The sequence below is a fragment of the Nonomuraea sp. NPDC005501 genome, from assembly GCF_040605905.1.
In the GTDB taxonomy this organism is placed as follows: domain Bacteria; phylum Actinomycetota; class Actinomycetes; order Streptosporangiales; family Streptosporangiaceae; genus Nonomuraea.
This window is the reverse complement of the sequence record NZ_JBEXDT010000003.1, coordinates 55,433-74,018: the sequence shown is the minus strand read 5'-3', so window position 1 is coordinate 74,018 and position 18,586 is coordinate 55,433. Positions and strand designations below refer to the sequence as shown.

The 18,586-nt window shown below is 73.6% G+C and carries 15 protein-coding genes; 6 read left to right on the top strand and 9 right to left on the bottom strand.

The window, feature by feature from the left end:
- Nucleotides 1-295 precede the first annotated feature (295 nt).
- Nucleotides 296-1,213, top strand: coding sequence for a DUF72 domain-containing protein (locus ABZS51_RS03310; protein ID WP_355435558.1), 918 nt, complete (start codon nucleotides 296-298; stop codon nucleotides 1,211-1,213).
- 7 nt (nucleotides 1,214-1,220) lie between these two features.
- Here ABZS51_RS03310 and ABZS51_RS03305 read toward each other — a convergent pair whose 3' ends face one another.
- On the bottom strand, nucleotides 1,221-2,909 hold the full coding sequence (locus ABZS51_RS03305) for an acyltransferase (protein ID WP_355435555.1): 1,689 nt from the start codon (nucleotides 2,907-2,909) through the stop codon (nucleotides 1,221-1,223).
- Nucleotides 2,910-2,975: 66 nt separating this feature from the next.
- Nucleotides 2,976-4,343, bottom strand: a complete 1,368-nt coding sequence (locus ABZS51_RS03300; RefSeq protein WP_355435552.1) for an SWIM zinc finger family protein — start codon at nucleotides 4,341-4,343, stop codon at nucleotides 2,976-2,978.
- A gap of 135 nt (nucleotides 4,344-4,478) precedes the next feature.
- Between ABZS51_RS03300 and ABZS51_RS03295 the strand changes: the two genes are divergently transcribed.
- The 3 genes from ABZS51_RS03295 (at nucleotide 4,479) to ABZS51_RS03285 (ending at nucleotide 8,686) form a co-directional block, all read left to right on the top strand.
- Nucleotides 4,479-5,441, top strand: coding sequence for a LysR family transcriptional regulator (locus ABZS51_RS03295; protein ID WP_355435550.1), 963 nt, complete (start codon nucleotides 4,479-4,481; stop codon nucleotides 5,439-5,441).
- 109 nt (nucleotides 5,442-5,550) lie between these two features.
- Nucleotides 5,551-6,714: an FAD-binding oxidoreductase gene (locus ABZS51_RS03290; protein ID WP_355435547.1), complete on the top strand. Its 1,164-nt coding sequence runs from the start codon at nucleotides 5,551-5,553 to the stop codon at nucleotides 6,712-6,714.
- Nucleotides 6,715-6,853: 139 nt separating this feature from the next.
- Complete coding sequence (locus tag ABZS51_RS03285) at nucleotides 6,854-8,686, top strand: sigma-70 family RNA polymerase sigma factor (RefSeq protein ID WP_355435544.1); 1,833 nt, start codon at nucleotides 6,854-6,856, stop codon at nucleotides 8,684-8,686.
- A gap of 23 nt (nucleotides 8,687-8,709) precedes the next feature.
- Here ABZS51_RS03285 and ABZS51_RS03280 read toward each other — a convergent pair whose 3' ends face one another.
- From ABZS51_RS03280 to ABZS51_RS03250, 7 genes are read right to left on the bottom strand one after another with little or no spacing between them, the layout of a single operon-like run.
- Entirely contained in the window at nucleotides 8,710-9,486 is a 777-nt protein-coding gene (locus tag ABZS51_RS03280; protein WP_355435541.1) for a Cof-type HAD-IIB family hydrolase, read from the bottom strand.
- Nucleotides 9,483-10,286 carry an inositol monophosphatase family protein gene (locus tag ABZS51_RS03275; protein WP_310713467.1) on the bottom strand — a complete coding sequence of 268 codons (804 nt, stop codon included), beginning with the start codon at nucleotides 10,284-10,286 and terminating at the stop codon, nucleotides 9,483-9,485. Before ABZS51_RS03275 ends, ABZS51_RS03280 begins: the two co-directional genes overlap by 4 nt.
- The gene (locus ABZS51_RS03270) at nucleotides 10,277-11,041 is read right to left on the bottom strand and encodes an HAD-IA family hydrolase (RefSeq protein WP_355435538.1); all 765 of its coding nucleotides are present in this window, start codon (nucleotides 11,039-11,041) and stop codon (nucleotides 10,277-10,279) included. Before ABZS51_RS03270 ends, ABZS51_RS03275 begins: the two co-directional genes overlap by 10 nt.
- Entirely contained in the window at nucleotides 11,038-12,138 is a 1,101-nt protein-coding gene (locus ABZS51_RS03265) for an ABC transporter ATP-binding protein (RefSeq protein WP_310713470.1), read from the bottom strand. The genes ABZS51_RS03270 and ABZS51_RS03265 overlap by 4 nt, the downstream gene beginning before the upstream one ends.
- Entirely contained in the window at nucleotides 12,139-13,965 is a 1,827-nt protein-coding gene (locus ABZS51_RS03260) for an iron ABC transporter permease (protein WP_355435535.1), read from the bottom strand.
- 29 nt (nucleotides 13,966-13,994) lie between these two features.
- The gene (locus ABZS51_RS03255; protein ID WP_355435532.1) at nucleotides 13,995-14,654 is read right to left on the bottom strand and encodes a DUF47 family protein; all 660 of its coding nucleotides are present in this window, start codon (nucleotides 14,652-14,654) and stop codon (nucleotides 13,995-13,997) included.
- Nucleotides 14,651-15,631: an inorganic phosphate transporter gene (locus ABZS51_RS03250; RefSeq protein WP_355435529.1), complete on the bottom strand. Its 981-nt coding sequence runs from the start codon at nucleotides 15,629-15,631 to the stop codon at nucleotides 14,651-14,653. Before ABZS51_RS03250 ends, ABZS51_RS03255 begins: the two co-directional genes overlap by 4 nt.
- Before the next feature lie 305 nt (nucleotides 15,632-15,936).
- Between ABZS51_RS03250 and ABZS51_RS03245 the strand changes: the two genes are divergently transcribed.
- Together ABZS51_RS03245 and ABZS51_RS03240 are read left to right on the top strand one after the other, a co-directional pair.
- Complete coding sequence (locus tag ABZS51_RS03245; RefSeq protein ID WP_355435526.1) at nucleotides 15,937-17,103, top strand: ABC transporter substrate-binding protein; 1,167 nt, start codon at nucleotides 15,937-15,939, stop codon at nucleotides 17,101-17,103.
- Between the two features lie 123 nt (nucleotides 17,104-17,226).
- Entirely contained in the window at nucleotides 17,227-18,501 is a 1,275-nt protein-coding gene (locus tag ABZS51_RS03240) for a phytase (RefSeq protein ID WP_355435523.1), read from the top strand.
- Nucleotides 18,502-18,586: the final 85 nt, after the last annotated feature.

Genomic DNA, 18,586 nt, shown 5'->3' with positions numbered 1-18,586 from the left:
GCTGGCTGCGTGCCCTCACCCCCGCTTCGGCCGTCTCCTTCCGGAACTCGTTCCCGGGCTCCTCCCGGCAGACGGCGACAGGCCCCGCGCCGGACTCGCCGACCTGCTGGCCGTCGCCGCCGCGGCCGCCCGCCTCACGGCCGCCCGCGCCGACCTGCCGGGGCTCGCGGAGCTGGCATCCCGAAGGGGCTCCAGCCGGCTGCTCCAGGAGGCGCGCAGGCTCCAGCGGCTCATCGCGCCCCGGCCGGACGAATCCCCGGCCACGGGCTGACCACGCGGAGCGTACGGTGAAGGCATGGGGAAGATCCTTGTCGGTACGGCCTCCTGGACGGACAAGTCGCTTCTCGCCTCCGGCTGGTATCCCCCGGATGCCGCCACGCCGGAGGCCAGGCCGGGGTACTACGCGAGCCGGTTCCCCCTGGTGGAGGTGGACGCCACCTACTACCACCCGCCCGCCGAGCGCACCGCCGAGCTGTGGCGGGACCGCACCCCGCCGGGCTTCACGTTCAACGTCAAGGCGTTCTCGCTGCTGACCCATCACCCGACCCGCCCGGCGGCGCTGTACAAGGACTTACGGGCCGCGCTCGGCGAGCCCGGGCGCACGCTGTACCTGCGTGACGTGCCGCCGGAGGTGGCCGAGCAGGTGTGGGCGCGGTTCCTGAGCGCGCTGCGGCCGTTACGCGAGGCGGGCAAGCTGGGGGCGCTGCTGTTCCAGTTCCCGCAGTGGTTCACCCCCGGCGCCGCGAGCCGCCGCCACATCCTGGAGTGCCGCGACCGCTGCCGGCCGGCGCGCGTCTGCGTCGAGTTCCGCAACGCCGCCTGGCTGGACGAGCGGCACCGCCGCGAGACGCTCGCCTTCCTGGAGGCCCACGACCTGCCGTACGTGGGGGTGGACATGCCGCAGGGGCACCCGTCGTCGGTCCCGCCCGTGCTGGCCGCCACCTCCGACCTGGCCGTGGTACGCCTGCACGGCCACTCGGACAAGTGGACGAGCCGGGTCATCGAGGAGCGGTTCGGCTACCTGTACGCGGAGGAGGAGCTGCGGGACTGGGCCGGCCGGATCGCGAAGCTGTCCGGCGAGGCCGCCACCACGCACGTGCTCACGAACAACTGCTGCGCCGACAACTCCCAGCGCAACGCCGCCCGCCTGGCCGACCTGCTGGCGGAACACGGCGCCGACGTCGTCCACCCCGCCGGCCCGGCCGCATCGTGAACGAGCCCTACCGGGCGGGGAGGTCGACGGCCGGTTCCGGGCGGTGGACGCCCCGGGGGCGGTAGCCGAGGGACTCGGCCAGGCCGAGCAGGTCGGCGACGTACCAGAGCGCGGCCAGCCACATCTCCGTGCCCTGGAGTCCCGGGCGGTGGTCGCGGTGGTTCGGGCCGCTCAGCGGCGGGTGCGCGAAGGGGAAGCCCTGGCCGTCCACCCACTGTGCGGCGATGAGCGCGACCTGGGCGGACGCCCACGCGGTGATCTCGTCGGCGCGGTGCGCGCTCTGCCGCCGGGCCAGCCAGAGGGGGTGCGCCACGTCGAGCCCGTTGCAGGCGGTGGTGCGTCCCGGGCCGAAGTGCCGGGTGTCGGCGGCGTGCGTGAGCACGGTGTCGACGGCGCGTCCGGGGTACGGCACCGGCAGCCCGAACTGGGCGAACGATCCCCGCGTCGCCCGGTAGAAGCCGTTGACCGGCTGGAGCAGCCCGTCGCTGGGGCGTTCGCGGCTCCACATGCCGTTGTCGGGGCGGCAGCGGGTGAGCAGGCCGCCGAAGAAGGCGTCGAGCTGGGCGGGGGAGACCTCGCCGTGGCGGAGGTTCCACATCAGGGCCGTGCCCAGCGTGTCGACGCCTGCCCCGGCCTGCCAGCCGGCGTCGCGCCACGGCTGCCCGTCGAGCGCGGCCGAGATGTCCGCCGGGGTCATGCGCTCCACCGCGCGGATCGGGTGCTCGAACCGGGATCCGAGCAGGTCCAGGGCGTAGCCGAGGCTGAGGACGTGGTAGTGCGCGGTGCCGTCCTCGTACCCGGCGGGCGGCGGGGCGTGCCGGCCGTCGGGGCCGAGCAGCGGGGTCAGGCCCGAGACGGGGTCCTGGTTCTGCCGCAGCCTGCGGATGTGCTCCTCGCGCGGAAGCCGGCGCGGTGGCTCGCCGGTCAGCAGGAAGGACAGCTCGACGGCGTCGGCGTGCGCGCGCAGGGTCGGGGCGTCGCCAGGGGCGTTGACGTAGCGGCCGGACGGGGTGCCGTCGGGCGCGTCGGCGCCGTCCTCCCAGCTCCGCCCGACGATCCGCGCGCACTGCTCCCGCGCACGGTCCGCCAGCTCGGCCAGGGCGTGCGCGGCGTCGGCGTGGCGAGACGCCTTGCGGTGGCGCCGGTCCCGGATGAACCGGGCCGGGTTGCCCGCCACGACGGCCCACTCGGGCACGTCCTTGGTGACGACCGAGCCGGCGCCGACGACGGCGTGGGAGCCGATGGTCACCCCGTCCACGATCACCGCGTTCGAGCCGATCCACACGTCGTCGCCGACGGTGATGCCGCGCTCGCTGTGCGGCTGCCGGTGGACGGGGCGGTCGGGCTCCATGGAGTGGTTGAAGCCCAGGATGGACGTGTGCGCGCCGATCCGGACGCCGTCGCCGAGGGTGACCCTGCCGCGTACGACGGTGAACGGGTTGACGGTGCAGTCGTCACCGGTGCGCAGGCTGCCGGTGACGTAGGCGTGGGCGGCGATGTAGCAGTCGTCGCCCATGCGCAGGTCGGCCGGGTGCACCATGGCCAGCTCGGAGACGAACGTCCGCTCCCCGATGGAGCCACCGGTCAGCTCGACCAGCCGGCGCTGCCGGTCGAGCTGCGCCTTCCGCTGGTCCTCGTCCGCCTCCTGCCAGAACAGCCAGGCGTTGTAGTCCAGCAGTTTGGCGTCGTGCTCCATGCGGCTCCTCGCGGTCGCTGCCAGGATCGGGCAGATCGGACATGAGCGTCCAAGAGTGTACGACGTCTACGCCGGACCGCCGGGAAGAGGTGACGCGTCCGCGAGCTCGTCCGCGGTGGCGCGGGCGGCGATGCGGGCGGCCAGCACGTGCTTGCACGGGCCGCGCGACCCACGGTGGTCCCACCACCACGGGCACGTGCAGGAGCCGTCGGCCAGCCCGACCTCGCGCACACCGCCGTCGGTGCGCACGCGCGCCGTGTCGCCGTCGAGCCGCACGGCCCCGGCCTCGACCAGCGCCTTCGCCGAGGCCAGGCGCGGGTTGAGGTGCTGGACGTGCTCGCGGTCGTACGGCAGCTCGCGGTGGAAGTGCGCGGCCTCGGACAGGTCGTAGCCGACGCGGCCGGCCGTGCCGAGCTGGGTGAGGGCGGCCCGGACCCGGTCGGTGGGCAGGCCCGCGCGGTCGGCGAGCAGGCCGATCTCCACCTCCGGCTCGAAGTTGAGCAGCATGCCCACCACGTCGGCGTCGGCCTCGGCCTCGTCGGTGGCGAGGTCGGCCAGCACCGCGCCCTCACCGGAGAAGCCACGCCAGCGCTCCGGCGACAGGACCAGCGTGTACCGCATGCCGGGCAGCTCCAGCTCCCAGGCGCTGGACGCCGGGCCGCCGGTCCCGGCCGGGCCGTACACCTTGAGGCTCTTGGCGAAGCGGAGCAGGGGGAGCAGCGTGGCCAGGCGGCCCACGCCGGACAGGCACACCGCGCCCGCGGCGGGCCGGTCCGTGACGCGCAGGTCGCGGCCCGCGGGGGCGACCCAGAGGTCGGCCGTCGCCCGCTTGGGCAGGGACCGCAGGAAGCGCACGGCGCTCATGCCGGGCAGCTCGGCCCGCAGGTCCATGCCCGCCGCGATGACCTGGACCTCGGCGAAGCCCCGCAGCCACCGCTCCGGCAGCGGCACCTTCTTCTCCACGACCGCGCCGTCGAGTGTCGTCACGGTCAGCTCGTCGGCGCCGACGCCCAGGTGGAGCGGGTCGCGTCCGCCCACCCTGGCCAGCGCCTCGCGCAGGGGGCCGTTGACGTCGACGTTGGTGGTGCCCCGGTCGAACACCTCGCCGTCCAGGGCGCCGCCCAGCAGGTCGAGCCGGGAGTAGACGCCGCCGCAGGCGGAGAACGACTCGAAGCGCAGCCGGTCGCCGCCGCAGGTGACGACCGGGTCGCGCGTCCAGCCGGGACGCGGCTGGTGGTAGCGGGTGAGGGCCACGTCGGCCACGCCCAGCAGCGCCGCGGCTGCGGGCGCGGCCTGGGTCACCACGCCGCTGAAGAACCGGGGCGCCAGGGAGGGACCGCTGAGGGCCCGGCCACCGGAGGTGGACAGTCCCAGACGCCCGTCCACCATCGCGGAGGGCGCGGCGTAGCTGTAGGTCTGCGTCGCTTGGGTCATGGGCGGGACAGTAGAGATCATCACTGACAAAAGAGCGGGGGGCGCGGCCTGTCCGGCATGTGGGTGGCGGCTGTTCGCGGGCGTGCTGCTGCGAGAGAATGGGTGGAATTGGTACATGTAAGGACAGATCTGCTGATGCTGAATCCGGTTCACCTCCGGACGCTCGCCGCCGTGCTGAACGCCGGATCGTTCGCCGGCGCCGCGCGGAGCCTCGGCTACACCGGCTCGGCAGTCTCGCAGCAGATCGCGGCGCTGGAACGGGTGGTCAGGGTGCCGCTGTTCGAGCGCGGCGCCCACACGATCACGCCGACCTCGGCGGCCCGCTACCTCGTCCTGCGCTCCGTGGACGTGCTGTCCGCGCTGGACGCCCTGGAGGAGGACGTCCGCGGGCTGTGCGAGGGCACGATCGGCCGCCTCCGGGTGGGCAGCTTCCCCACGGCCAGCCGGCGGCTCCTGCCCATCGCCCTGGCCGCGTACGCCCGGACGCACCCGTCCGTCGAGACCCACCTCGACGAGGGCGAGCCCGACGAGCTCGTCCCCCTGGTACGCGCCGGGGAGCTCGACCTGGCGCTGGTCTACCGGTACGACCTGGTCCCGAGGACCTGGCCGCGGGACCTGCACCACGTGAGGCTGCTGGAGGAGGAGCTGCTGGTGCTGCTGCCCGAGCGGCACTCGCTGGCCGGCGCCGAGAGGATCGGGCTCGACGACCTCAAGCACGAGACGTGGGTGGCCACCCGGGAGGGCACCGCCGGAGCCGCGTTCCTGCGCGGCCTGTGCGCCCAGGCGGGCTACCAGCCGCAGGTCGACCACCGCAGCAGCGACTACGGCGTCATCCGCGGCTTCGTGCGCTCCGGCCTCGGTGTGGCCCTCGTCCCGGCGCTCGCCCACCAGCCCAGTGAGGGCGTGGTCGCGACCGGGCTCGACGGGGTCGCGGCGCGCCGCCGCATCGGCGCCGTGTACCGTTCCCGGACGACGAACCCGACGGTCGGCGGCGCGGTGCGCGCCCTGCGCCAGGCCGCGGCCAGGCTGGGCGAGGGCGGGCATCCCGGCCTCTCGTACGGGGCCGGCGGCGACGCAGCACAAGACGAGCGGCGATGAAGCATAAGAAGTTCTTCCGCCACGCCCGCAGATGGCCGCGCTCGCCCGCTTCCTCCCGCGTCACCCGCTCCGCGATGCTGGACCTACCGTCGCCGAAAGGAGTCGTCTGATGCAGGAGTCCGGGCGCGAACTGCCCGCGCGGGCCTCGGCCGTGATCATCGGGGGCGGCGCCATGGGCGTCAGCTCGGCCCACGCGCTGGCCGCGGCGGGGGTCCCCGACGTGGTCCTGCTCGACAAGGGGCCGCTGGGCTCCGGCTCGACCTCGAAGGCCGCCGGGGGAGTGCGCGCGCAGTTCTCCGACCGGGTCAACATCGAGCTCGCCGTCCGCAGCCTGGAGACGTTCGACGCCTTCGCCGAGCGCTTCGGGCAGGAGATCGACCTGCACAAGCCCGGCTACCTGTTCCTGCTGGACTCGCCGGCGGCCGTCGCCGAGTTCGAGAAGAACGTCGCCGTCCAGAACGACCTCGGCGTGCCCAGCCGGATGATCTCGCTGCGCGAGGCCGCCGAACTGTCGCCGCTCATCGACACCGAAGGGCTGCTCGCCGCCGCCTACTCGCCGACCGACGGCCACTGCACGCCCGAGTCGGTGGTCCTCGGGTACGCGGGCGCGGCCCGGCGGCGCGGCGCGCGGCTGCTGCCGAACTGCGCCGCGACCGGCATCGAGACCGTGGACGGCCGCATCGTCGCCGTCCTCACCGAGGGCGGGCGCATCGAGACCGACACCGTGGTCTGCGCGGCCGGTGCCTGGTCGGCCCCGGTCGGCGGCTGGGTGGGCGTCGATCTCCCGGTCACCCCGCTGCGCAGGCAGGTCCTGGTCACCGAGCCGATGCCGGACCTGCCGCCGACGGCGTTCACCATCGACTTCGCCACCACGTTCTACTTCCACCGGGAGGGGCCCGGCCTGCTGCTCGGCATGTCCGACCCCGACGAGACCCCCGGCTTCAAGCTCGACCGGTCCGACGCGTGGCTGCCGAGGCTGGGCGAGGCCATGGCCCGCCGCGTCCCGGCGCTCATGGAGACCGGCATCGCCACCGGCTGGGCCGGCCTGTACGAGGTGACGCCCGACCACAACGCCCTCATCGGGGTGGCCCCGGACGTGGACCGGTTCATCTACGCCACCGGCTTCTCCGGTCACGGCTTCCTGATGAGCCCGGCCGTCGGTGAGGTGGTCCGCGACCTGTACCTGGGCCGGGAGCCGTTCGTGGACGTCAGCGGCCTGGACGCCCGCCGCTTCGCCCGCGCGGGGGCGCGCCCCGAGCTGAACATCGTCTAGCGGGGCGCGGCGCCGGCGCTGTCCCACTCGCTGAAGCGCGCCGGGACACAAGTGCGACAATCTCCGGGTTTGTGTTATCCGTACGGTCACACTCCCCTCTCCTGACCGGAGCTGCGGAGGCTCCGGATCGAGGTGATGGATGTACGCGCGGCCCACGTACGAGGTCGAGACGGTGCTCGCCGCCCGCGCCGGCGACCGCGGCGCGATCGACGAGCTGGTCAGGAGCCACCTCCCGCTCGTCTACAACATCGCCGGCCGGGCCATGAACGGCCACCCGGACGTGGACGACGTCGTTCAGGAGACGATGGCCGGGGTCGTGACCGGCGTGTCCCGGCTGCGCGACCCGGAGAGCTTCCGGTCCTGGCTGGTCGCGATCACTCTCAACGAGGTGAGGGAGTGGCGGCGCGCCACCGCCGCTCCTCCCGGCTCCGCCCTGGACGAGGCGCTCGGCATGGCCGACCCGGGGTCCGACTTCGCCGCGCTCACCGTCGTCCGGCTCGGCCTGTCCGGGCAGCGCAGGGAGGCCGCCGAGGCCGCCCGCTGGCTCGACGCCGGCGACCACGAGGTGCTCGCGCTGTGGTGGATGGAGGTGGCCGGCGAGCTGTCCAGGGCCGAGCTGGCCGCCGGGCTGGGCACGGGCGAGGAGCACGCCGCGGTCCGCGTCCAGCGCACCAGGCGCCGCCTGGAGACGGCCCGCGCGGTGGTACGCGCGCTCTCGGCCCGGCCCCGCTGCGGCGGGCTGGCCGTCGCGGCGGGGTCGTGGGACGGCACGCCGTCCGGCCTGTGGCGCAAACGGCTGGCCCGGCACGTGCGCGACTGCCCGGCCTGCACCGGCCGACTGTCCGACCTGGTCCCGGCCGAGCGGCTGCTGGCCGGGCTGGGCCTGGTCGCCGTCCCGGCGGGCATCGCGGCCGGCACGCTGGAGCTGGCCCGTACGGCCGTCGTCCCCGCACTGAAGGGCGGCCTGCCGGCCGGAGGGCCGGCGGTGAAGGGCGGCCTGGTCGCGAAGGGCTCCGCGGTGAAGGGCGGCCTGCTGGCGAAGGGCAAGGCGGCGGGCGGCGCGGTGGGCTCCTCGCTGGCCGCCAAGCCCGTCGCGGTCGCCGCCGTCACCGCCACGCTGATAGGCGGGGGAGCGGTGGTCGTCCACGGCATGCGGCCGGAGCCCGCGCCCCGGCGCGCCGCCCCGGTGACCGCCACGTCCGCGCCCGTCCCCGTGCCCACCTCCTCGGCTCGCCCCACGCCCGGGCCCACCACCTCCAGGCGCGTTCCGGCCACCCCCACGTCCTCCCGGGGCACCCCCTCACCCCCGCGGATCCGCCCGTACGGGCGCACCGTGGACCGGGCGGATCAGGCCCCGCCCGAGAACCGGCTCCCGGCCCCGCTGCCCCGCCGCCCCTCCGGCGCGGTGACCATCGGCGGGAGACACGGTTACTCCCGATACGGCGGAGCCCCGTCGATGACGCACCGCGGCGACTATGTCACGATCACCGGCCGGGGCTACGTCCAGGTCCGCTGGGGCATCCTGTACCGCAACCGGATCGGCCCCTTCCAGCCCGCCACCTGGACCGGCCTGCGGGGAAGGCTGTTCCACGTCGCCTCCGGCGGCGGGCGGCGGATGGACGACGAGCAGGCGCCGGGCGTCACCTGGATGGGCTCGCCCGAGACCGGCTTCGTGCGGCTGCCCGCCGGCCAGCAGCAGATGTGGCAGAACGAGTTCTACTACCTCGACGGCAGCGTCACCCTCCACAACAACGAGTCCGGCACGGACATCGACCTCACCGTCGCGCCCAGGACCTGGCGTGAGGTCTGGACCGACATCTCCGCCAGGCCGGACCCGGGCAAGGGGATCCTGCGGTACGGGCTGACCCGCGACACCGGCGACGACCGCGCCCCCGTCCCGCAGTACCTCACCCGTTCCCGGCCCGCCGACCCCGCACGGGTCCCGCAGCGCAGCCGGGTCGCCTCCGCCTGACACCCTCGACCTCAGGCCGGCCGTCAGGACCGGAGCGCGAGCTCCACCACCTCGGCGACCGCGCCGTCCGCGCAGGCCCCGGCGACGACGTCGGCGGCCGCGCGGACCTCGGGGTGACCGTCGCCGACCGCGACGCCCACCCCGGCCGCCGTGATCATGTCGAGGTCGTTGGGGTTGTCGCCGACGGCCGCGACCTGTTCCAGGGGCACGCCCCGGGACGCGGCCAGCTCGCGCAGCGCGCTGCCCTTGGTCGCCCCCGCGGGCAGCACCTCCAGGTAGGTCGCCTCCGACCGGACCGTGACCGTCCCGGGGATGTCCAGGTGCGGCAGCCGGTCGCCGATCAGCATGCACTTGGTGATGCCGCCGGGCGGCAGCGCCGTCCAGTCGCCCGGGTCGCGCAGCTCGATCCCGTCGCGTCGCGCGAAGTCCCGCAGCTCGGGCACGTCGTGCACCGCCAGCGCCTCCTCACCGCAGAAGGCGACCGGGTGGACGCCCCGCCGGGCCAGCTCGTCGAACCAGCCGAGCAGCGTCTTCCACGCCGGCGCCGGCAGGTGGCGGGAGCGCAGGACCGCTCCGGTGGCCAGGTTGACGGTCCGGGCGCCGTTGTAGAGGATCGCCGGCCCGTCCAGGCCCAGCTCGTCGTAGTAGCGGCGGGCCGACGCCTCCATCCGCCCGGTCGCGATGACGACCTCCCCGCCCGCCTCGCGGAAGCGGCGCAGCGCGTCGCGGCTGGCGGGCACCATGGCCAGGTCACGTCCCACGAGCGTGCCGTCCAGGTCGGTGACGATCCAGCGGATCACGCGGTCATCCCCGGCCCGGCGACCTCGGCCATGACGGAGCCGGCCAGGTCGTACCCGCCCACGCAGGCGAGATAGCCGCCGGGGGCGAGGACGTCGCCGGACAGCGGGATGTAGACGCCCCCGGCCTGCCGGACCAGCAGCGACCCGGCCGCCACGTCCCAGGCGTTGACGTGGGTGCCGTAGGCGACGTCCGACCATCCCGCGGCCACGTGCGCGAGCTTCAGCGCGGCGCTGCCCGGCCGCCGGGTGGAGGCGAAGGCGTTGACCATGCGGGCGAAGCGGTGCAGCGCCTCCTCGCCCTCCGCCTCCAGGTCGCGGGGGCTGGGATAGCTGGACAGCAGCACCGCGTCCCGGTCCGTGCGGGCGCCGGAGCTGCGGATCGGCTCCCCGTTGTACGCGGCGCCGCCGAGCCAGGCGGTGAACTCGTCGTCGCGGACGGGGTCGTAGACCACGCCGGCCACCACCTCGCCGTCCACGGCCGCCCCGATCGAGGTGCAGAAGAACGGCAGGCCGGCGGCGAAGTTGGCGGTGCCGTCGATGGGGTCGACGTACCAGTGGACGGCGCCCTCGCCGTGGGTGCCGCCCTCCTCGCCCACCACGACGCTGCCGGGGGAGCGCCGCGCCAGGACCTGCCTGATGTGGTCCTCGGCCGCCTTGTCGTGCTCGGTGACCGGGTCGTGGAAGTCGCGCTTGGTGCGCACCTCGGGCCTGGAGCGGAAGGCGTTCCTGAGCCGGTCGCCGACCGCCCTCGCCGCCTCGGCCGCGATGGCCGCCAGCTCGCGTGAGGTGTTCACGTCCATGTCGCCTCCAGAAGGTTCAGCAGGCCGCGCGGGTCCTCGACGGTGGCCTGCGGGCTCTGCCGCACGGGGTACGGCATCTTGTCCGTGCTGGGGGAGACCATGAGGACGGTGGCCCCCACCCCGGCTCGCGCGCCGCACACCACGTCCCGGTCGTGGGTGTCGCCGACGTACCAGACGTCGGCCGGATCGACTCCGAGGGCGCGGCAGGCGAGCAGGATCATCTCGGGGTTCGGCTTGCGGACGCCGACCTCGTCGCTGTAGACCTGCGCCGCCACCTGGCGGTCGAGGCCGGTGCGGGCCAGGAAGTCGCGGTGCACGGCGCCGCACAGCGCGTTGCTGACGACCGCGGGCGTGACGGCGTGCTCGCGGCAGGCGGCCAGCAGCTCCTCCGTCCCCGGGCGGATCTTCCGGTCGCTGCGCAGCTCGCCCATGCGCTTGCACAGGGCCGTCGCCTCGACGGTCACCAGCGTTCGCGCCTGGTCCGGCCAGTCGGCCGCGACGAACTCCGCCCAGAAGCGACGGTGGGTGAGCTCCTCGGGCGCGATCCGCCGCGAGGCGGCGTTCTTCCAGGACGAGTCGGCCCGCGCCCCGGCCCGGATGTCGCCCTCGACCTCCTCGGCCGTGAGAGCGTCGAAGCCGGCCCCGGCCAGCAGGCCGTGCACCTCGGCGGCCAGCTCGGCCGCCCATGACGGGCGCTTGCCCGTCTGCACGATCACGCCGCCGAAGTCCAGCAGCAGCGCCCTGGGACGGATCACGCGCCCACCCCCTCGGCGTCCCAGGAGGAGATCCGGGTCCCGTCCGCGCCGAACAGGTGCAGCCGCTCGGTCCAGACGGTCAGCACGTCGCCGGGCTCGGCCAGGACCGGCGTGTAGGACACGGCGTACAGCTCGGCGTCGAGGACGCGCAGCCGTACGGTCCAGGAGGAGCCCGCCGGCAGGACGGCCTCGACGACCGCCTCCTCGCGCCAGGCGGAGCCGGGCGGCGGGTCCAGCCGCAGCGCCTCGGGGCGGACGCCGACGGCGGCGGGCGGCTCCGGGCGCGGCATGCGCTGCTCGACGTGGCGCAACAGGGACGCGGCCAGGCCGGCGGGTGAGGGGCCGACGTCCACGATGGCCATGGGCGGGCTGCCGACGAACTCGGCGACGAAGCGGTTGGCGGGCCTGGCGTACATCTCCATGGGCGCGGCGAGCTGCTGCAGCTCGCCCTCGTTCATGACCGCGATGTCGGTGGCCATGGTCAGGGCCTCCAGCTGGTCGTGGGTGACGAAGACGATCGTGGCTCCCGACTCCTCGTGGATGCGCTTGAGCTCGGCGCGCATCTCCAGGCGCAGCCGGGCGTCGAGGTTGGACAGCGGCTCGTCCAGCAGCAGCACGGACGGGTTGACGGCGAGCATCCTGGCCAGGGCGACGCGCTGCTGCTGCCCGCCGGAGAGCTGCGACGGGTAGCGGTCCATGGCGGCGTCGACGTGGACCATCTTGAGCGCCGTCTCGGCGCGGGCCCGCCGCTCCGGGCCGGGGACCTTGCGCATGCGCAGGCCGAACTCGACGTTCTCGCGCACGGACATGTGCGGCCAGAGCGCGTAGTTCTGGAAGACCAGCCCCATGCCGCGCTTCTCCGGCGGCACGTACAGGCCCTGCTCCACGGAGTCGAGGACCCGGTCGCCGACGGCGATGGTGCCCGCGGTCGGCTGTTCGAGACCGGCGATCATCCGCAGGGTGGTGGTCTTGCCGCAGCCGGAGGGGCCGAGCAGGCACATGAACGCGCCGTCGGGGACGACGAGGTCGAGGTTGTTCACCGCGCGGTCGCCGCCGCCGTAGCTCTTGGCGACTCCGCTCAGGGTGATGGTCGGCATCTATCCTCCTAGGCCGGACGCCAGGCCGCTCTTGGTCAGGCGCTGGGTCAGGGACGTCATGGTGAAGGAGAGCAGGGCGATCACGAGGACGACCGCGTTGGCGAGCTGGGTGTATCCGTAGTCGACGAGGCCGATGGACAGGGTGGTGAGGAGCTCGGTGCCGGTGGTGGTCAGCATGATGACGATGCTGAGCTCCTTGAGCCCGGACACGAACGGCAGCGTGATCCCGGTGACGAGGGCGCCCTTCTGGATGGGGAAGACGATCCGCCGCATCCGCTGCCACCAGGAGGCGCCGGCGATCTGCGCGGCCTCCTCCGGCTCCCGGCCGAGCTGCGTCATCGCCGCGATGCCCGAGCGGGAGCTGTAGGGCAGGTGGGTCACGGCCATCACGAGGATGAGCAGGAACGTGGTGCCGTACAGCGCGGGGACGGGGCCCCTGGCGACGGCGAACAGCGACAGCGAGGCCGCCGCGAACGCGATGCCGGGGACGAGGTAGGGCAGGAAGGACACCTGCCGGAGGAAGCCGCCGATGCGCGGCGCCGTCCCCCGGACCACGACGTATCCGATGAGCAGGCCGACGACGGCGCAGATCAGCGCGGCCACGCCGACGACGCGCAGCGAGTTCCACGCCGCCTCCCACAGCTCCGCGCCGCGCAGGACGCCGTGGGGGAACCCGACGGCCCCGGGCAGCCGCTCGGCGAGCCAGTAGTCGAGGGTGAGGGTGGACAGGTCGAGAGGCGTGCGGGTGAGCGTGGACAGCAGCAGCGTGAGCACCGGGACGAGCACGCTCACCGCGAAGACCAGCAGGCCGAGCGCGAAGGCGGGCCAGCGGCGGCGGCGCAGGTCGCCCAGCCGGTCCATCGCCCCCTTGCCGCCCACGGTGACGAACCGGCGGTGCTCGCGCACGAGCCGCATGTCGGTGAAGACGATGAGCACGCCGATGACCACGATGACGGTGGCGAGGACGGAGGCCACCCCGGTGCCGCGGTCGCGGATCGACTGGAAGAGGCCGGTGGACAGCACCCGGTAGTCCGCGGGCAGGCCCAGCACGTACGGCGTGCCGAACGTGCCCAGCACCCGGCCGACCACGAGCAGGACGGCCGAGGACAGCGCCGGCAGCATCAACGGCGCCACGATCCGCCGCAAGACGGTCCGCCGTGGGGCGCCGAGGACCCTGGCGGAGTCCTCCAGCTGGGTGTCGATGCGGCGCAGCGCGTTCCCGACGAGCAGCAGGACGAACGGGTAGTAGTGCAGCCCCAGCGTGACGATGATCGGCAGGGCGCCGTAGGCCAGCCAGTCCGGCGTGCGGACGCCCTGCGCCTGCAGGAAACCGGGCTGCCCGCCGGAGCGCTCGTTCTTGAACAGCGTGAGCCACGCCAGCGAGAACGTCCACGAGGGCAGCATGTACGGGATGACGAGCGCGCCCGCCAGCCAGCCGCGCCCCGGGACGTTGGTCCGGGTCAGCAGCCAGGCCGTCCCGCCTCCGAGCAGCAGCGCGAACAGCGTGGTGCCGACCGCCACCACGATCGTGTTGACCAGCGGCTCCCAGAACAGCAGGCCGCTGATCGGGGAGCGGAAGACCCGCCACAGGTAGTAGCCGGTCCATTCGCCCGGCTGCTGCCCGGCGTGGACCTCGTCGCCGTACTGCAGGCGGAAGGCGTCCGACAGCACGGCGACCAGCGGAGCGACGACGAGGTAGGCGAGCAGGACGACGAGGACGAGGCCGAGCAGGGCCGTCGGGTCGTGGCGCAGCACGCGCAGCCGGTACAGCAGCCGGCGCCGCCGGGGCGGCCGGCGCGGCGGCTGCGTCCTGGTCGTTACGGCCATGGGTTCTCCTCCGGGGGGATGAGGGACGTTCAGTGGCTTCGTTTGAGCATCGCGTCGGCGAGCGCGTCGGCGGACTCCCCGAGCCGGCGGCCCACCGCGTCCAGGCGGCCCAGCAGCTCGCGCTCACGCAGGGTGTCCATCCTCAGCGACCCGGCGAACAGCTCGGTGAGCCGTGCCTGGTGGAGCTGACGGACCCGGCTGCAGCACTTGCGGGTGGCCAGCACGGCCACGGTGACCGAGCCGGGGTCGTCGAAGACCTTGAGCAGGGCCTCCTCCAGCTCGTCGAGGCCGTCGACCACGGCCCGCAGCGGCTCGACGGCGAAGTCCAGGCCGGCCGGCCCGAACAGGTCCGCCTCGCGCACGAAGTCGCGCAGGTGGTCGAGGACGTCGTCGATGGAGCGGGAGAGCCGGAACAGGTCCTCCCGGTCGAGCGGGGTGGCCAGGATCCGCCGCAGGGCGCGGACGAGCTCGGCCCGCGCCGCGTCGCCCTCGTGCTCGACCTCGGTCATCCGGGTCCGCGCGGCCGGGCGCTCGATCGCGCCGGAGGCGGCCGAGCAGGCCAGGACGGCCCCGGCCCGAGCCACGGCGACCTGGCCGCGGACGAGATCGACGACCCGCCGTCCCGACCGGCCGCGCAGCTCGTCCCAGGCCCGCCCGAAGCGCCACCCGCGGCCGGTACCGCCGCTCACAGCAGCCTCAACGCGAGGCCGGCCACGCAGCCGAGCGCCAGGGACGACGGCAGGGTGACCAGCCAGGCCGTGCCCACGTTGGCCACCGCCTGCCAGCGCACCCGCCGGGAACCCTCGCTCGCCACCACGCCGACGACACCGGCGAGCACGGACTGGGTCATGCTGACCGGGCTGCCCAGGGCCGAGCTGCCGAGGACGGCGCCGGTGGCGGCCGTCTCGGCCGAGAGGACGTGCAGGGGCCGGGCGATGACCAGGCCGCGGCCGAGGCGCTCGCCCACGCGGGTCAGGCCGGCCAGGGCGCCGGCGAGGAACAGCAGGGCGAGGCAGGCCATCCAGCCGGGGGAGAGGCCGACGGGACCGACCCCGCCGAGACCGTCCCGGCCCACGTCCACCGCGACGCTCACCACCGCCACCATCTTCTGGCCGTCGTTGACCGCGTACGCCGTGCACTGGGCGGCGTAGGCCAGCAGGTGGGCGGCCAGCACCAGCCGGGGCATCCGGCGGCAGGACGGCACGCGGCGCGAGAGGGCCCCCAGCAGGTAGCCCAGGACCAGACCGGCCAGCGGCGCGCAGGCGCCGACCCCGAGGACGACGGCCACGCCGTGCCACGACACCGGAAGCCCGGCGCCCAGCCCGGCGCCGGCGATGCCGCCGATGACGGCCAGCGTCAGGCTGGTCGGCAGCCCTTTGCCGGTGAGGGCGGCGACCACGGCCACCGCGGTGACCACTCCGGCCAGGAACACCGCCGCGCCGCCGTGGGTGCCCAGCCCCGACAGGCCCTCGGTGAACGTGCGCGCGACGGCGAGCCCCAGCACGTACGGCCCGGCGAACAGGACCACCGTGAGCAGCGCCGCGGCGGCCCACCCCGGTGTCCGGGGGAAGCGCAGCCCCAGCCCGATCAGGGTGGCTCCGTCGTTGGCGCCGCTGATGAGGACGAAGAGGACCGCGACCACGGCGAACGCCGCCGTCCAGCCCATCACGTGGTGTCAGCGGCGGTGCCGGTGGCGCCTGCTCGACCGATGTCCGGAGGACTCACACGCATGTCGGCTCCTCGTCAGGGGCCTTCAGTATTAGATGAACACGAGATGAACAGTCAATACTTTGTCTTGACATTCTCACTACCTGTCGTCTTGCCGGGTGAAGGGATCCGGTGAGGCTTGTTCACTTCTACGTAAGTATGTCTTGACAAATTATTCACCTGATGTTCATCGTTAACCCCACCGGCGACGGCTCGGGGCTCTGCGGGCGCCGGTGACCCGAGAGGCAAGGAGTGACGCCACCCATGAGGCGTACCGGGAAGATCATTTCTGTGGCTCTGCTGGCGGTCGCGGCGGCCGCATGCGCGCCGTCCACCAGCGGCGCTCCGTCCCCGGCGGCGACCGCCGGGGCGTTGCCCGCCCCGTCCCTCGACGCCGGCCTTGACCTGGACGCCCTGGTCGCCGCCGCGAAGAAGGAGGGCAGCCTGCTGGTCTACGACTCCAGCGGCGACATCGAGGAGGTGGCGAAGGCGTTCACCGCCAAGTACGGCATCGCCATGGAAGGGGTGAAGTCCGACACTCCGCAGACCGCGGAGAAGATGATCAGAGAGCACGCCGCGGACAACGTCACCATCGACGCGGCCATGTACGAGGACGGCGGCGTGTTGGTCGGCCAGCTCATGCCGCAGGGCGTGGCGCGGACGTGGATCCCCTCCGACCTGACGGACCAGATCCCCGCCGAGAACCGGAACCCCCTGCTCGCCCTGTCGAAGGCCACGGTCTTCGCCTACAACGGCGGGCTCTCTCCCGGCGGATGCCCGGTCAAGAACGTCTGGGACCTGACCGAGCCGGAGTGGGCCGGCAAGCTCGTGATGCAGGACCCCCTCGGCAAGCCCACCGTGCTGTCGTTCTTCACCCAGCTCGACGCACATGGCAACCAGGCCCTGGAGCAGGCGTACCAGGCGAAGTACGGCAAGGCGCTGAAGACCGAGGAGAAGAGCGCCGCCTACGAGTGGATCAAGCGGATATCCCGCAACAGGCCGGTGCTGACCGGCTCCGACGAGGACATCTCCGCCGCGGTCGGCGCGCCGAACGCCACCGACAAGAAGATCGGCTTCATGTCGATCTCCAAGTTCCGCAACAACGAGGACAAGGGGTACAAGCAGGCGACCTGTGAGGGGATGACGCCGTTCGCCGGCTTCAGCTACCCCAAGTACGTCGCGGTCGCCGCCAAGAGCAGGCACCCCAACGCGGCCAAGCTGTACGTCCGCTTCATCATGACGGAGGAAGGCGTCAAGCACGAGATCGGCGAGGGCGGCGTGTCCGGCAACACCACCGTCAAGCCGCTCGTCACCGCGCCCGGCCTGTCGGACTGGCAGGGCCAGCTCTTCCACACCGACCCCAAGGGCCTCCTCGGGGACCTGCGCGACCGCCAGACCGTCTCCGACTTCTGGCGGGTCAACCACGGCTGACCCGTGGAGGGTCTCCCGGCGTTCACCGCCCCGTCACCCGGCCCGGCGACACTCGCCCGTGTCCCTGTGCCGGCTCCCGTAGCTCCATGGCTCCATCACCCCCGAAAGAGAAGAGGAGGCGCGATGCGTCCCCTGCCCAGGCTTCTCCTGGCAGCCCTGACGTTCACCCTGATAGGAGGGCCGGCCGTGCCCGCGGCCGGCTCCGGAGTGGCGTCGATCGACCCGGACGTCGAGACCCCCGCCCTGTTCGACGACGAGGCCGGCGGCAACGCCAACGGCGACGACCCGGCGATCTGGGTCCACCCGTCCGACTCGGACGCGAGCGTCGTGATCACCACCGCCAAGGAGGGCGGGCTCTACGTCTACGACCTCCGCGGACGGCAGCTCCAGCACCTCCCGGCACCCGCCGCCCCCGGCCCCGACGACGAGGCCGGCCGGTTCAACAACGTGGACGTCACCTACGGCTTCGGCGGCAGGGACCTCGCGATCGTCTCCGACCGCGGCCGTGACACCCTGCGCGTCTACGCCGTCTCCGGCGGACACCTCACCGACGTGACCGACCCGGCCGCGCCGTTCGTCTTCAACACCACCCAGCAGCAGGTCAACGACGCCGAGACGGCGTACGGCCTGGCCGCCTGGAAGGACTCCACCGGCACCTACGCGCTGGTCAGCCGCCGGCACAGGACCTCCGTCGGCCTGGTCAAGCTGCTCGCCAAGCCGGGCGGCACGGTCGGCTACCAGGTCGTCAGGACGCTGGACCTGCCCGCGTCATTCACGCTGCCGAACGGACGGACCTGGGCGCCCTGCCTGGAGCCCGGCGAGCAGGCCCAGGTCGAGGGCATGGTCGTGGACCAGGACAAGGACGTCCTCTACGCCGCCCAGGAGGACGTCGGCATCTGGCGGGTGCGGGCCGACCTCACCGGAACCCCCGTCCTGGTGGACAAGGTCCGCGAGTACGGCGTCCCGGGCACCTACGACCCGGCGACCGAGGAGTGCACCCCCGGCGCGGACCCCGGCTACGGCGGCCGGCACCTGACCGCGGACGCCGAGGGTCTGACCATCTACTACCGGGACAACGGCAAGGGCTACCTGCTGGCCTCCAGCCAGGGCGACAGCACCTTCGCCGTCTACCGCAGGGAAGGGACCAACGCCTACCTGGGCCAGTTCCGGATCGGCCGGCACGACGGCATCGACGGCGTCGAGAACAGCGACGGCTCGACCGTGCTGAACACCCCGCTGGGCGACTTCGACGAGGGCCTGTTCGTCTCCCACGACGGCCTCAACACCCCTGCCGAGGCCGGCCGGGAGAACACGAACTTCAAGTTCACCGGCTGGGACGACATCGCCGACGAGCTGGACCTGGACGTGGACACCGACGGCTGGAACCCGCGCGGCTGACGCACCTGCCGTGACGCGCCCCGGGGCACCACCGCTTCAGGCGGTGGTGCCCCTCTCGACGCGGGGGAGGCCACCGTGCGCCTCC